Source organism: Streptomyces sp. NPDC001381 (genome assembly GCF_042895685.1).
Lineage (GTDB): Bacteria > Actinomycetota > Actinomycetes > Streptomycetales > Streptomycetaceae > Streptomyces.
Map to the genome: position 1 here is coordinate 265,880 of NZ_JBIAWO010000005.1, position 14,645 is coordinate 280,524.

Here is a 14,645-nt window from a genome sequence, read left to right on the forward strand (position 1 = left end):
AGGTCTTGGCCGGTGCCGGTGGCTTCACCGTGCACTTGTTGCTCATCGCGCACTGTTCCCGCAGGGCGGGCACGTGTCACCCGATCTCTGACGTGATGTCAGAAGTCCGTCCCGAAGGGGGAGAAGGGCTGGACCCCTGCCTCCGGGTGGGCGGCGAGGGCCGCCGGGAGGTGGTCTCGTCCGCCCCTCCTGCCTCTACTCTGTCGCACAGACCCCCCACAGGGCCTTCCCCCGCAGCGTGGGCGGGACTCCCGCCCGGCACCACCCAGAACAGGCGGCTGAGGGCATGACACCACTGCGCCCAGAAGATCCCGAGAAGCTAGGGCCCTACCGTCTCGTGGCTCGGCTCGGAGCGGGCGGCATGGGCCGGGTCTATCTGGCGCAGGCTGCGGACGGCAGCACCGTCGCGGTCAAGGTGATCCGCCCCGAGATGGCGGAGGACAAGAACTTCCGTATCCGCTTCCGGCGCGAGGTGGCGGCCGCGTCGGCGGTCGGCGGCGTCTACACGGCACCCGTGGTGGATGCCGCACCGGACGACGAGACGCCGTGGCTCGCCACCGCCTACGTGCCCGGCCCCACCCTCGCCGAGGCGGTCGCCGCGCACGGGCCGCTGCCGGTGGAGACGGTCCTCGCGCTGGGCGCCGGAGTCGCCGAGGCGCTGATCGCGGTGCACGCCGAGGGCCTGGTGCACCGCGACCTCAAACCGTCCAACGTGCTGCTCGCGGCGGACGGCCCGCGCGTCATCGACTTCGGTATCGTCCGCGCCCGGGACGGCTACGAACTCACCGGTGACGGCTCCCTGTTCGGCTCCCTCGACTACATGTGTCCCGAGCAGGCCACGGGTGACCGGATGGGACCCGAGGGAGACGTCTTCTGTCTCGGCTCGGTGCTCGCGTTCGCCGCCTCCGGCCACGCGCCGTTCGAGGGAGCGGCAGGAGCCGCCCTGCTCTACCAGGTGGTCCACGGCTCGGCCGATCTGACCCTGGTGCCCGAACCGCTCGACAAGATCATCAGCCTCTGTCACGCCAAGGACCCGGCCCTGCGGATCGGCCCCGACCGGCTCTCCGCCGCCTGTGCTCCCGGCGGCGCCGAACAGGTGCTGACGGAGGGCTGGCTGCCCGCGCCGGTGGCCGCCATGGTCGCCGAGCGCCGGGCCGCCGCCGGTGACCTCGGCCACGCCACGCTGAGCCCGGTCCCCGCACCGGCCCGCCCGGCCGGCGTACCCCGACCCGAACCGGGGCCGCCCGCGCCCGGCCGGGGCCGGCGGGGTCCGGCGTACGCGGCGGAGAGGTGGCCGGCGTACGACACCGCCGCGGTCGACGGCGGGGGCGGGGGCGGGGAGGGCGCTTCCGGCCCGGGGTGCGCCGGCGGAGGGGGGAGTGCCGGGGACGCACCGGATCGCGCTCCCGGAGCCGGGGCCGGCGGGGCCCGCCCGGAGCGTGATCCCGCAGCCGAGGGTGCCGGGGCCTGTGTGGATCAGGTCTCCGGTGTGGGCGGCTTCGGCGTGGACGAGGTCTCCGGTGTGGGCGACTTCGGCGTGGACGAGGTCTCCGGTGCTGGTGCTGGTGCTGGTGCTGGTGCTGGTGCTGGCGCCGGTGTCGGTGCGGGTGGCTTCGGCGTGGATCCCGTCCCCCGCGTCGCCGACGTCGGCGCGGGGCGGGACTTCGGAGGCCGTGGTCTCCAGACCGGGGCCGCCGGACTGATCGAAGCCGGACCCCGTGCCCGTACGGAGGAACCGGCGCCGGAACCGCCGCCGGAACGTTCCGCCGCGCCCGCGCAGCACCGCGCCCCGGCCCGGGCCGGCGCCTCCCGACGCGCGGTCCTCGCCGCGGCGGGAGCCGCGGGCACGGCGCTCGTCGGCGGCGCGGCCCTCGTCGCCGCCCGGGGAAGAACGGGCGGGCAGGCGGTGCGCCCGCTCGGCCCGGCCCCCGAGCCGGCCTGGATCTACCGGGGCGGCCCGCTGCTGCAGACCCCGGCCGTCTTCCACGACGGCACGGCCCTGCTGAAGTCCCGTCCCGGCGACATGATCTGCCTCGATCTGGAGAACGGCACCCAGCCCAAGTGGGTCTACCGGGGCATCAGCCTCTCGCCCACCCCCGTCCTGCTGACCTACGGCGCCGCCGTCGCGCTCGGCACCGGCGCGACCCTGATCGGCGTCGACCCGGCCAGCGGTGCCGAGCGGTTCACGCTCGACTTCGGCGCGGACTACCAGTTCGACCAACTCCTCGGCGGCTACGACGGCTTCGCCGTCTCGGTCCTCGGCGCCAGCCTGCAGCGCCAGTCGGCGGAGCAGGGCGTGGCGACCTCCACCAGCGCGGTCTTCGGCGTCGACCTCCAGGCGCACCAGGCCCTCGTCATACCGATCAACCCGGAGGACGTCGGCGTCCCGCTGCAGCCCGTCATCACCTCCGACTACTTCGTCTACGCCGACGGACTGCGCAACGTCGCGGTCCGCTCCACCCGCGAGGGCGGCGGCCTGCGCTGGCGGCACCAGGTGGGCTACGACCTCCGGCCGGGGCTCGCCGTACTGGGCCGGACCGTCTTCGCCATCGGCTCGGAGTTCATCGCGCTGGACCTGAGCAGCGGGAAGATCCGCTGGCGGGCGAGGGCCGAACGCGGCATGTTCGCCTCCCTCGGCGCCGGGGGCAACACGGTCTACGCCACCGGAACCGATCCCTACGGCGTCCACGCCTTCAACGCGGCGAACGGCCGGCGGCGCTGGTTCTGCGCGACCCCCCGCCTCAACGTCGACGCTCCGATCGCGGTCGGAGCGCACGCCGTCTACGTCCCCGCCTTCGAGAACAAGAACGGCTTCTACGCCGTCGACACCGCCTCCGGCCGCCTGCTGTGGAACTTCACCGACGGCCGTGAGACCGGCGTCAACGACTGGCAGCTCTCCTGCGACGGGGCCGGGCACCTGGTGGCCCAGCACTTCGACCGGACCTACGGACTGCCCGTCACCTGAGCGGCCGACCGCGACGCCCTCCCTCGCCTCTCCGGCCGGCCGGCCGGTTCCGCCCGCTCGTTGACGCCGTGCAGGGCGGCCCGGATGCGGGCGCGCAGTGCGGAGACGCGGAAGGCCACTATCCCGGCGATCCTCCTCGATGGCCGGTGCGACGGTCCGGCTCAGCTGTCGAAGTCGACGGTGAGGGTGTCGGAGACGGGGTAGGTCTGGCACGTGAGGACGTAGCCCGCGGACACCTCCGACGGTTCCAGCGCGTAGTTGCGGCGCATGTCCGCCTCGCCGTCGGTGACGAGCGCGCGGCAGGTCCCGCAGACGCCGCCCCTGCACGCGAACGGAAGGTCGGGGCGGGCCTGCTGGGCGCCGTCGAGGACGCTGCGGTGGCGTGGTGCGGTGAACGTGCTCGCCCGGCCGTCGAGGACCACGGTGACCTCGCTCGTCGGCCCCCGGCCGGAGACGTCGTCGCGCTCGGCGGCGGTCGGGGCGGGCGGTTCCTCGTCCGCGTGGAACAGTTCCCGGTGGACCCGGTCCGCCGGGACGCCGCGTCCGGCGAGGAGCGCGCGGGCGTCGCGCACCATGCCGTGCGGGCCGCACAGCCACCAGTGGGCGACGTCGTGGACGTCGAGGAGCGCGTCCAGCAGTGCGCCGAGCCGGCCGGTGTCGAGACGGCCGGAGAGCAGCTCGGCCTCGCGCGGCTCGCGGGACAGCACATGGGCGAGGTGGAAGCGGGCCGGGTACCGGTCCTTGAGGTCGGCGAGCTCGTCCGCGAACATCACGGTGCCCGAGCGCCGGTTGCCGTACAGCAGCGTGACGCGCGCGTCGTCGTCCGCGGCGAGGACGGACGCGGCGATGGACAGCATCGGCGTGATGCCGGACCCGGCGGCGACCAGGACATGGTGGCCGAGGCCGCCGGGCCCGGTCAGATCCGGGGTGAACGCACCGGTCGGCGCCATGACCTGCAGCGTGTCCCCGGGACGTACACCGTGCACGAGCCAGGAGGAGAACACCCCGCCCGGCACCACCCGCACCCCGATGCGCGGCGCGGCGCCGGCCGGCGAGCAGATCGAGTACGAGCGCCGCTCGTCGCGGCCGTCGATCTCGCGGCGCACGGTGAGGCACTGGCCGGGCCGGAACGCGAACGCGTCGGCCAGGCGGCCGGGGACGTCGAAGGTGAGGGCGGCGGCGTCGGCGCACAGCGGTTCCACGGCGGACACGCGCAGGGCGTGGAAGGCCGGGCGGCGGCGGGAGCGAACCGGGGGCAGGGTCATGGCAGGTCCTTGACGTGGGGGAACGGCTCCAGACAGGTGCGGCAGCGCCGCAGTGCCGTGCAGGCGGTGGCGCCGAATCGCGAGATCTCCTCCGTGTCGGCGGAGGCACAGCGCGGGCAGGCGACGTCGGCCGGCGCCGTCGTCAGGCTCAGCCAGGTCCGGCCCGGTGCCGGACCCGGCGCGCCTCGTGGGCCGGGCGGTGCGATGCCGTGCTCCGCCAGCTTGCGGCGGCCCTCGTCGGTGATCCGGTCGGTGGTCCACGGCGGGTCGAGCACCGTGACCACCCGTACGTCGGCGAAGCCGGCGGCCCGCAGCCGGGCCGCCACCTCGGCACGCATCTCGGCGACGGCGGGGCAGCCCGCGTAGGTCGGGGTGAGCCGGGCGACGACGGTGCCCTGCCCGGTCACCTCGACGCCGTGCAGCACCCCGAGGTCGGCGAGCGTCAGCATCGGCAGTTCGGGGTCGGGGACCTCGGAGGCGATGCGCCAGGCCCGTTCCGGCGACGCCGTCACCACGACGCGTCCGGGTGGGCGCGGGCGACGCTCTGGAGTTCGGCGAGGAGCGGTGCCAGGTGCGGGGTGTGGTCTCCGTTCCTGCCGGAGCCCGGGACCGGCGGCGCCGGGAGGCCGGTCGGGGACATGTCGTCGGACCGGTTCAGTCCGGCGTCGGCCAGCACCCGGGACAGTTCCGCGCGGGTCCGCGTCGCGACGGCGGCCGGATCCGCGCCCAACCGCTCGGCCGTACGGTCCGTCAGCAGCTCGTCGAGCCAGGGGCCGAGGGCGTCCAGCGCGGTCCGCATCCGGCTGGCGGACTCGGCGGTGCCGTCGCCGAGCCGTACCGTCCACTCCGCGGCGTAACGCCGGTGGTAGGCAAGCTCCTTGACGCTCTTCGCGGCGATCGCGGCCAGCACTGGGTCGGCCGTGCCGGTGAACGCCTCGCACACGGCCAGCCGCCAGACGGAGAGCACCAGCAGCCGGGCCACGGTGAACGCGAAGTCCCCGCCGGGCAGTTCGGCCAGGCGCACGTTGCGGAAGTCCACCGGGTCGCGGAAGTAGGCGTACGCGTCCTCACCGCGGCCGGTGCCGTCGGCCCGGCCGGCCCTGGCGTACAGGAGCCGGGCCTGCCCGAGCAGGTCGAGGCCGATGTTGGCCAGGGCGAGCTCCTCCTCCAGCTCCGGGGCGCGGGTGCACCACTCGGCCAGCCGCTGCGCGGACACCAGGGCGTCGTCGCCGAACGCCAGGCAGCAGGCGGCCAGATCGTCCGCGTCGACACCGTCGGGCACCGCCTGGTCGACCCCGTGCAGCGGGTCGGTGAAGCCGGTGCCGAACGCCCAGCGGGCGCTGTCGCCGTCGACGTACAGGTCCTCGTCGGTCATGCACTGCTCCTCGGGGTCGCTACATGTGGGGGACGTCGTCGGGGATGGCGTAGAAGGTGGGGTGCCGGTAGACCTTGTCGCCGCTGGGCGCGAAGAACGGGTCCTTCTCGTCGGGCGCGCAGGCGGCGATGGTGTCCGAGCGCACGGCCCAGATGCTCACCCCTTCGTTGCGCCGGGTGTAGAGGTCACGCGCGTGCAGGAGGGCCATCTCGTCGTCGGCGGCGCGCAGGGAGCCGACATGGACGTGGTTCAGCCCCCGCTTGCCGCGGACGAACACCTCGTACAGCGGCCAGGTCTGCTTCCCGGGGCTCATGCCGCCGCTCCTTCCCGCAGCCGGGCCGCCCGCTTGGCGGCGTGCGCGGCCGCGGCCTCCCGCACCCAGGCGCCCTCCTCGTGGGCGGCACGGCGGCGGGCGATCCGCTCGGCGTTGCACGGCCCGTCGCCCGAGACGACCCGCTTCAGCTCGTCCCAGTCGGGGGTGCCGAAGTCGTGGTGGCCGCGTTCCTCGTTCCAGCGCAGTTCCGGGTCGGGCAGGGTGACGCCCAGCTTCGCGGCCTGCGGGACGGTCATGTCGACGAAGCGCTGCCGCAGGGCGTCGTTGGAATGCCGCTTGATCCTCCAGGCCATGGAGCGCGCCGAGTTGGGGGAGTCGTCGTCGGGCGGCCCGAACATCATCAGGGACGGCCACCACCAGCGGTCCACGGCGTCCTGCACCATCGCGCGCTGTGCGGCCGTGCCCCGCATCATGGTCAGCAGCAGCTCGTAGCCCTGCCGCTGGTGGAAGGACTCCTCCTTGCAGACCCGGACCATGGCGCGGCCGTAGGGGCCGTACGAGGTGCGGCACAGCGGTACCTGGTTGCAGATCGCCGCGCCGTCCACGAACCAGCCGATCACCCCGACGTCGGCGAAGGTCCGGGTCGGATAGTTGAAGATCGAGGAGTACTTCTGGCGGCCGTCGATCAGCCGCTCGGTCAGCTCCGCGCGGTCGGCGCCCAGCGTCTCGGCCGCCGAGTAGAGGTACAGGCCGTGCCCGGCCTCGTCCTGCACCTTGGCGAACAGGATCGCCTTGCGGCGCAGCGAGGGCGCCCGGGTGATCCACTCGCCCTCCGGCTGCATGCCGATGACCTCGGAGTGGGCGTGCTGGGCGATCTGCCGGACGAGCGTGGCCCGGTAGGCGTCGGGCATCCAGTCCCGGGGTTCGATGCGCCGGTCCCGGGCGATGGTGTCCTCGAACACGGACATGTTCATGGAGGTGGCTGCCTCGTTCATGGGTCTCCTTTCGTGGGTGACGGGCGGTCAGCGGCCGCGGAAGACCGGGCCCCGCCGTTCGAGGAAGGCGGTGACGGCCTCGCGGTGGTCGTCGGTGGTGCCGAGACGCCGCTGGACGACGGACTCGCGCTCCAGCGCCGCCGGCAGGGTCGTGGTGGCCGCCGACCGCAGCAGCGTCTTGGTCTCCCGGTGCGCGGCGGTCGGCCCGGCCGCCAGCGCGCGGGCCAGGGCCACGCCCTCGGCGGCGGCCGAGCCGTCCGCGACGACGCGGTGGACCAGCCCCCACCGCTCGGCGTCCCGCGCGGAGAAGGTGTCGCCGAGCAGCATGAGTCCCGCGGTGCGGGAGGGGCCCAGCTGCCGGGCCAGCGCGCGGGCCACGCCCGAGTCCGAGGCGAGGCCGACCCCGCCGAAAGCGGTGGCGAAGCGGGCGCCCTCGGCCGCCACGCGCACGTCGGCGCAGAGCGCGAGGCCCAGTCCGGCGCCGACACAGGAGCCCTCGACCGCGACGACGAGCGGGACCGGCAGCGCGTGCAGCTCCTTCACCAGCGGGTTGTAGTGGTCGGGGATGTTGGCGAAGGCGGTGGCGGGCGAGGTCGTCAGCAGCTGGGCGTGTTCCTTGAGATCCTGGCCGACGCAGAAGTGCCGGCCGCGGGCGGTGATCAGGGCCGCCCGTACCTCGCGCCGGGCGTCCGTGGTCAGGCGCCGGGCGGCCATGAGAAGGGCGCTGCGCAGGTGTGCGTCGAGCGCGTTGCCGGTCGTGCGTCCGCGCAGTTCGATCACGGCCACGGCATCGGTGACCTCGTACGACACTCCGTGCCCGGCGGGGCTGTCGCTCACGGCCATCGGTAGAACCCCTGACCGCTCTTGCGGCCCAGCTCACCGCGGGCGACCTTCTCCCGCAGCAGCCGCGGCGGCGCGAACCGCTCGCCGAGCGTCGCGTGCAGATGCTCCGCGATGGCCAGCCGCACGTCGAGTCCGACCACGTCGGTCAGGCGCAGCGGGCCCATCGGATGCCGGTAGCCGAGGCGCATGGCCGTGTCGATGGCCTCCGGGTCGGCGACCCCTTCCTCGACCATGCGGATCGCCTCCAGGCCGAGGGCGAGGCCGAGCCGGCTGCTGGCGAAGCCGGGGGAGTCCTGGACGACGACCTCCTGCTTGCCGAGGGCGTGCGTCCAGCGGATCGCCGCGCCGAGGGCCGCCGCGCCGGTGTCGCGGGCGAGCACCAGTTCCACGAGGTCGGAGACGGGCACGGGGTTGAAGAAGTGCATTCCCAGGAAGCGCCCCGGCCGCTCCAGGACCGCCGAGAGGCCGGTGACGGACAGGGAACTGGTGTTGCTGGCGAGGACGCAGTCGTCGTGCACCACGCGTTCGGCGGCGGCGAGCACCTCGGCCTTCAGCGCCGCGTTCTCCGGGACCGCCTCGACGACCAGGTCGGTGTCGTGGGGGAGCGCGGCGATCGAGGGGACGACGCAGACCCGGTCCGGGACGTCGAGGTCCGACGGGCCGCCGAGCGTCCCGCGCTCGGCCGCCTGCCGCAGTCCCCCGGTGATCCGCTCCAGAGCGGCGGCCGCGGCCGCGCCGTCGCGCTCCACCACGACCACCCGCGAACCGGCGGCCGCGAAGGACTGCGCGACCCCGGCGCCCATCCGGCCGCCGCCGATCACCCCCACCACGGAGGGCGGTGTCGAAGCCGAGGTCATGCCCGGCCTCCCTTCTTCTCCAGGAAGCGCGTCATGCGTTCCTCCTTGTCCGGGCTCTCGAAGAGCACGGCCTGGGCGAGGTCGTCGGCCACCGGATGGGCTCCCGCGGCGTCGGTGACGAGCTTGGTGAGCCGCAGGGCGAGCGCCGAGGAGCGGGACATCCGGTCGAGCACCGCGTGCGCCTCGTCGATCAGCCGGCCCGCCGGTACGACGTCCATCACCAGCCCGCAGGCCAGCGCGGCCCCGGCGTCGAGGGTCCGCCCGGCGAGCAGCACCTGCTTGGCCACCGACTCGCCCACCAGTTCGCGCAGCCGCCAGCACGCGCCGGCGGCGGCGAGGATGCCCAGACCCGGCTCGGGGTTGCCGAACACCGCGTCGGGCCCGGCGATCCTGAGGTCGCAGGCGTAGGCCAGCTCCGCGCCGCCGCCGAGGGCCCAGCCGGGCACGGCGGCCACGGTGGGCAGGGGCAGCCCGCGCACCCGCTCGAACAGGCGGCTGTTGATGCCCCGCAGCGCCTCGTCCCGGCCGCGGCGGCGCAGTTCGGCGATGTCGGCGCCGCCCGCGAAGACACCGCCGTGCCCGGTGAGCAGCAGCAGCCTCGGAGTGCGCTCCAGGTCCTCGCAGACCCGGTGCAGTTCGGCGATCATGCGGCTGTCGAGGGCGTTGCGGGCGGCGGGCCGGCACAGGGTGACCACCACCCGGTCCGCGTGCTCCTCGACGGACAGCGTCTCGTACGCGGTCATACGCGCTCCACGAGCATCGCCACGCCCTGTCCGACGCCGACGCACAGGGTCGCCAGGCCCCGCCGGCCGCCTTCCCGTTCCAGACGGCCCAGCAGGGTGAGCAGGATGCGGGTGCCGGAGCAGCCCAGGGGGTGGCCGAGGGCGAGGGCGCCGCCGTCGGCGTTGACCCGCTCGGGGTCGAGCTTCAGCCGGCGCACGACGGCCAGGACCTGGGCGGCGAACGCCTCGTTGAGCTCGACCGCGTCGAGGTCGTCGACCGTCCAGCCGGCCCGCTCCAGAGCCATGGCGGTGGCCGGCACGGGGCCGAGACCCATCAGGTGCGGCTCGACCCCGGCCGAGGCGGCGGTGACGACGCGGGCCCGGGGGGTGAGCCCGTACCGCTCCACCGCCGCCCCGCCCGCCACCACCAGGGCGGCGGCCCCGTCGGACAGGGGAGAGGAGTTGCCCGCCGTGACGATGCCGTCCCGGCGGAAGACCGTGCGCAGCCCGCCCAGCTTCTCCAGTGTGGTCGTGGGGCGCGGACCCTCGTCCTCGGTCACCTCCCCGTCGGCGACCGGCACCGGGACGATCTCCGCGGCGAAGCGGCCCGCCGTCGTCGCGGCCACCGCCCGACGGTGGCTGCGCAGGGCGAAGGAGTCGGCCTCCAGCCGGGTGATGCCGTCCAGGGCGGCGACCTCCTCCGCCGTCTCGCCCATCGACAGCGTGGTCGCGGCGGGGAAGCGGGGATTGGTGAAGCGCCAGCCGAGCGAGGTGTCGTGGACCTCGCCCGGCCTCGACCAGGGCGTGCCGGGCTTGGCCGTCACCCACGGCGCGCGGGTCATCGACTCGACCCCGCCCGCGACGACGAGATCGGCCTCGCCGGCCCGTACCGCCTGCGCGGCGGAGGCGACGGCCGTGAGTCCCGACGCGCACAGCCGGTTGACGGTGTATCCGGGCACGGTGTGCGGAAGTCCGGCCAGCAGGACGGCCATCCGCGCGACGTCCCGGTTGTCCTCGCCGGCCTGGTTGGCGGCGCCGAGGATCACCTCGTCCACGGAGCCGGCCGGGACACCGGCGCGTCGCACGGCCTCGCCGACGACGAGCGCGGCCAGGTCGTCGGGCCGTACGGACGCGAGGGCGCCGCCGTAACGGCCCTGCGGGGTACGGGCCCCGTCGATCAGATAGACCTCATCGGACATCGGCGTGCTCCTCGGGGTTCCGGTGCTCCCCGTGCTTCTCGGCGGGGGCGTGACGGCGGGACTGCAGGACGCAGAAGCGGCCGGTGACGAACGCCGGGTCGGTCAGCGTCGCGTTGGCGGCCGGGTTGGCCGAGGTGCCGTGGAAGTCGCTGAAGGCGGCCGACTGGTTGGGGAACACGTCCGCGGTCAGGTTCTCCGACAGGTGCACCCCCGCCTCCAGGGCCGTCGCCCGCGCCGCCGCCAGGACGTCCTCGCCGGTCGCGTACACGCAGGCGGTGAGCGCGCCGTGGCCGCGCACGGTGTCGCGCAGGACGCGCAGGGAGTGCGCGGTGCCGTCGGTGCCGATGACGAAGGAGACCGGCCCGAACCACTCGCTCGTGTAGGTCCTGTCGTCGGCGTCGGCGTCCAGCCGGGCCACCAGCGGGGTGCGGACGACGGCGTCCGGATGGCCGGGGTGCGCCACGGCACGGGAGGGATGGGCGGTACGGCCCAGGGCGGCCGCCTCCTCCAGCCGCGCGAGGACCCCGCCGTTCACGATCGCGCCGAGGGTGGCGGCGGCACGGGCCGGGTCGCCGAGCAGCTCGTCCAGCGCGCCGCCCAGATCGGCGGCGAACTCGTCCGCCGTACGCGGCCCCTGATCGGTGGGGAACCCCGCACGGGGCACCAGGATGTTCTGCGGGGTGGTGCACATCTGCCCGCTGTAGAGCGACAGCGAGAACGCGAGGTTGCGCAGCAGCCCGGCGTAGTCGTCCGTGGAGTCCACGACGACGGTGTTCAGCCCCGCCTTCTCCGTGTGCACGACGGCCTGGCGGGCGTTGTCCTCCAGCCAGTCGCCGAACTCGCTGGAACCGGTGAAGTCCACGATCCGCACGTCGGGGTGGGTGGCCAGGGCGGGCGCCGTGCGCTCCTCGGGGCGTGAGGCGGCCAGCAGCACCACGTCCGGGTCGAACCCGGCCTCCGTCAGCACCTCCCGGGCGATCCGCACGGTGATCGCCAGCGGCAGCACGGCCCGCCGGTGCGGCTTGACGATCACCGGGTTGCCGGTGACCAGGCTCGCGAAGAGGCCGGGATAGCCGTTCCAGGTGGGGAAGGTGTTGCAGGCGACGAGCACGGCCACGCCCCGGCCGACCGGCGTGTAGGACTTGTCCATGACGAGCGGTCCGCCCCGCCGCCGGGGCTTGCTCCAGCGTGCCGTGGCCGGATGGCGCCGCTGCGCCTCCCAGGCGTACGCCACCGCCTCCAGCCCGCGGTCCTGGGCGTGCGGGCCCCCGGCCTGGAAGGCCATCACGAAGGGCTGGCCGGTGGTGTGCTGGACGGCGTGCGCGATCTCGAAGCTCGCCGCGTTCAGCCGGGCCAGGATCTCGGCCGCCACGCCGGCCCGCACGTCGGGGCTCGCCGCACGCCAGGCCGGGGCGGCCGCCTTGGCCGTCGCCACCGCGGCCTCGGGCGCCAGATGCGGGTAGGCGATGCCGAGGGGGAAGCCGTACGGCGAGACCTCCGCGGCCGGGACGGTGCCCGTGGTGGGGTGCCCGTCCAGCGGGAAGGGACGGTCGAGGAGGGCGCGGAAGGCCGCCTCGCCGGCCTCGGGCGCCCCGGCGCCGTACGCGGAGGTGCTCGGGACCTCCGGGTACGGCGTCCAGTAGCCGCGGTCGGCGGTGCGCGCCGAGGCCTGTTCGAGCAGGTCCGCGTGGCGGGCGTAGAAGTCGGGATGCTGGTCGGGGGACATGAGAGCTCCAGGCCGAACGTTCGGTCGGTGAAGGGGTGTCGTGCGCCCGGATCCGGGGCGCGGGGGAAGACGGGTCGGTCAGAGGTCGGCGAGCAGGATCGCCGGGCGTTCCACGCAGTCGGCCACGAAGCGCAGGAAGCCGCCGGCGGTGCCGCCGTCGCAGACCCGGTGGTCGAAGCTGAACGACAGCTGCGTGACCTTGCGGACGGTCAGCTCGCCGTCCACCACCCAGGGTTTGTCGACGATACGGCCGACGCCGAGCAGCGCCGCCTCCGGGTGGTTGATGATGGGCGTGGAGCCGTCGACGCCGAACACGCCGTAGTTGTTGAGCGTGAAGGTGCCCCCGGTCAGCCGGTCGGGGGGCAGGTTCCCAGTCCGGGCCAGTTCGGTCAGCCGGGCGAGTTCGGCCGCGAGCCGGACCGTGGTCAGCCGGTGCGCGTCGCGGACGACGGGCACGACGAGGCCGCGGTCGGTCTGGGCGGCGAAGCCCAGGTGCACCTCGTCGAAGCGCAGGATCTCCCGGCGCTCGGCGTCCACCGCCGCGTTCAGCTCCGGGAAGCGGCGCAGACCGGCGACGCAGATCCGGGCGAACAGGGCCAGCAGCCCGACACGGCGGCCCGGTTCGGCCGCCTCCAGTGCCTTCTTGGCCTGGAGCAGTCCGGTGGCGTCCACGTCGACCCAGGTCGTGGCGTCGGGGATCTCCGTGCGGCTGCGCGAGAGCTTGTCGGCGACCGCCTTGCGGACACCGCGCAGCGGGATGCGGACGGGACCGTCGGGGACCGCGGCCGGCGCGGGCTCGGCCGGGGCCGGCGCCTTGCGCGCGACCGCCTCTTCCACGTCCCGCCGCAGGACCACCCCGGCGGGCCCCGTCGGTGCCAGGGCGGCGAGGTCGATCCCGTGGTCCCGGGCCAGCCGCCGCACCAGCGGGGAGATCACACGAGGGGCCTGGCCCTCGGCCACCGGCGCGGGTGCGGTGGCCGCCGTCGTGGCGGCACGCCGGCGGCGACGGCGTGGCGCCGGTGCGTGCCCGGTGCCGTAACCGATCAGGACGTTGCCGGATCCGGCCTGCTCCTCCTCGCGGTACCGCTCGGCCGCGGCGGGCTCCGCCACGGGCGCCGCCACCTTCGCGGGTGCCGCCGCCCCCACGGGTGCCGCCGCGCCCACCGTGATCAGCGGTTCCCCCACCCCGAGCGCCGTGCCCGCCTCCGCGTGCAGCCGCAGCACCGTTCCCGCGTACGGCACCGGCACCTCGACGGCGGCCTTGGCGGTCTCCACCTCGACCACGATCTGGTCGATCGTGACGGTGTCGCCGACGGCGACCTTCCACTCGACGATCTCCGCGTCGGTCAGGCCCTCGCCGAGGTCGGGGAGCCGGAAGAGCTGCTCTTCCCTCGTCGCCGTGGTCACGCGACCGCTCCCTTCACCAGGTGCCGGGTGTCGGGCTCGTCCGCGAACTGAAGACGGTCGACGGCGTCCAGGACCCGGTCGACCCCGGGCAGGTGGGCGTGCTCCAGCTTCGGCGGCGGGTACGGGATGTCGAAGCCGGCCACCCGCAGCACGGGAGCGGCGAGCGAGTGGAAGCAGCGCTCCTGCACCCGGGCCGCGATCTCCGCGCCCACTCCGGCGAAGCCCTGCGCCTCCTGCACGACCACACAGCGCCCGGTCCTGCGCACCGACTCCGTGACGGTCTCGTCGTCGAAGGGCACCAGCGTCCGCAGGTCCACGACCTCCAGCTCGATGCCGTCCTCGGCCGCGGCCTCGGCGGCGGCCAGCGCCACCGGGACCGAGGGGCCGTAGGCGACGAGGGTCGCGTCACGTCCCGCCCGCCGGATCGCGGCCCGCCCGAACGGCAGGGCGCCGCGCGTGTGGAGATCGGTGTCCTCGCGCGACCAGTACAGCTTCTTGGGCTCCAGGAAGACCACCGGATCGGGGTCGGCCACCGCGTCCCGCAGCAGCCAGTACGCGTCCTCGGCCGTGGCCGGGGTGACCACCTTCAGACCGGGCGTGTGGGCGTAGTACGCCTCGCTGGAGTCGCAGTGGTGCTCCACTCCGCCGATCCCGCCGGCGTAGGGGACCCGGATCACCATCGGCAGGCCGATCCGGCCCCGGGTGCGGTTGCGCAGCTTGGCGACGTGCGAGGCGATCTGCTCGAACGCCGGGTACGCGAAGGCGTCGAACTGCATCTCCACCACGGGCCGGAACCCGCCCATCGCCATGCCGACCGCCAGTCCGACGATGCCGGCCTCGGCCAGCGGGGTGTCGAAGCAGCGCTGCTCGCCGAAATCGCGGGTCAGGCCGTCGGTGATACGGAAGACCCCGCCGAGCGGGCCGACGTCCTCCCCGAAGACGAGGACCCGTTCGTCCTCGCGCAGCGCGTCGCGCAGGGCGGTGTTGAGCGCCTGCGCCATCGTGACCTTGGCCATG

General features: G+C 74.6%; 13 protein-coding genes. 1 reads left to right on the forward strand and 12 read right to left on the reverse strand.

All coding sequences use genetic code 11. The annotated features are described in order from the left end of the window. Positions 1-337: 337 nt before the first annotated feature. The gene (locus tag ACFY2L_RS23935) at positions 338-2,965 is read left to right on the forward strand and encodes a protein kinase (RefSeq protein WP_390823313.1); all 2,628 of its coding nucleotides are present in this window, start codon (positions 338-340) and stop codon (positions 2,963-2,965) included. A 161-nt stretch (positions 2,966-3,126) separates the two neighbouring features. Here ACFY2L_RS23935 and paaE read toward each other — a convergent pair whose 3' ends face one another. The 12 genes from paaE to ACFY2L_RS23995 form a co-directional block, all read right to left on the reverse strand. Beyond that, complete coding sequence (paaE, locus tag ACFY2L_RS23940; RefSeq protein ID WP_390823314.1) at positions 3,127-4,230, reverse strand: 1,2-phenylacetyl-CoA epoxidase subunit PaaE; 1,104 nt, start codon at positions 4,228-4,230, stop codon at positions 3,127-3,129. Next, positions 4,227-4,742 carry a 1,2-phenylacetyl-CoA epoxidase subunit PaaD gene (paaD, locus tag ACFY2L_RS23945; protein ID WP_390657392.1) on the reverse strand — a complete coding sequence of 172 codons (516 nt, stop codon included), beginning with the start codon at positions 4,740-4,742 and terminating at the stop codon, positions 4,227-4,229. The genes paaE and paaD overlap by 4 nt, the downstream gene beginning before the upstream one ends. Beyond that, complete coding sequence (gene paaC, locus ACFY2L_RS23950) at positions 4,739-5,605, reverse strand: 1,2-phenylacetyl-CoA epoxidase subunit PaaC (RefSeq protein ID WP_390657393.1); 867 nt, start codon at positions 5,603-5,605, stop codon at positions 4,739-4,741. The genes paaD and paaC overlap by 4 nt, the downstream gene beginning before the upstream one ends. Positions 5,606-5,624: 19 nt before the next feature. Continuing rightward, a complete protein-coding gene (gene paaB / locus ACFY2L_RS23955; protein ID WP_390657394.1) occupies positions 5,625-5,918 on the reverse strand; it encodes a 1,2-phenylacetyl-CoA epoxidase subunit PaaB in 294 nt (97 codons plus the stop codon). Then, complete coding sequence (gene paaA, locus ACFY2L_RS23960; RefSeq protein WP_390657395.1) at positions 5,915-6,874, reverse strand: 1,2-phenylacetyl-CoA epoxidase subunit PaaA; 960 nt, start codon at positions 6,872-6,874, stop codon at positions 5,915-5,917. Before paaA ends, paaB begins: the two co-directional genes overlap by 4 nt. 27 nt (positions 6,875-6,901) lie before the next feature. Next, the gene (locus tag ACFY2L_RS23965; RefSeq protein ID WP_390657396.1) at positions 6,902-7,717 is read right to left on the reverse strand and encodes an enoyl-CoA hydratase/isomerase family protein; all 816 of its coding nucleotides are present in this window, start codon (positions 7,715-7,717) and stop codon (positions 6,902-6,904) included. Further along, positions 7,708-8,574: a 3-hydroxyacyl-CoA dehydrogenase family protein gene (locus ACFY2L_RS23970; protein WP_390823315.1), complete on the reverse strand. Its 867-nt coding sequence runs from the start codon at positions 8,572-8,574 to the stop codon at positions 7,708-7,710. Before ACFY2L_RS23970 ends, ACFY2L_RS23965 begins: the two co-directional genes overlap by 10 nt. Then, positions 8,571-9,317 (reverse strand): enoyl-CoA hydratase/isomerase family protein, encoded by a 747-nt coding sequence (locus ACFY2L_RS23975; protein ID WP_390823316.1) that lies wholly within the window; start codon positions 9,315-9,317, stop codon positions 8,571-8,573. The genes ACFY2L_RS23970 and ACFY2L_RS23975 overlap by 4 nt, the downstream gene beginning before the upstream one ends. Beyond that, positions 9,314-10,495, reverse strand: a complete 1,182-nt coding sequence (locus tag ACFY2L_RS23980) for a thiolase family protein (protein ID WP_390823317.1) — start codon at positions 10,493-10,495, stop codon at positions 9,314-9,316. Before ACFY2L_RS23980 ends, ACFY2L_RS23975 begins: the two co-directional genes overlap by 4 nt. After that, positions 10,485-12,221, reverse strand: a complete 1,737-nt coding sequence (gene paaN / locus ACFY2L_RS23985) for a phenylacetic acid degradation protein PaaN (RefSeq protein ID WP_390823318.1) — start codon at positions 12,219-12,221, stop codon at positions 10,485-10,487. The genes ACFY2L_RS23980 and paaN overlap by 11 nt, the downstream gene beginning before the upstream one ends. Positions 12,222-12,299: 78 nt before the next feature. Continuing rightward, the gene (locus tag ACFY2L_RS23990; protein ID WP_390823319.1) at positions 12,300-13,628 is read right to left on the reverse strand and encodes a dihydrolipoamide acetyltransferase family protein; all 1,329 of its coding nucleotides are present in this window, start codon (positions 13,626-13,628) and stop codon (positions 12,300-12,302) included. Next, entirely contained in the window at positions 13,625-14,644 is a 1,020-nt protein-coding gene (locus tag ACFY2L_RS23995; protein ID WP_390823320.1) for an alpha-ketoacid dehydrogenase subunit beta, read from the reverse strand. Before ACFY2L_RS23995 ends, ACFY2L_RS23990 begins: the two co-directional genes overlap by 4 nt. Position 14,645 lies beyond the last annotated feature (1 nt).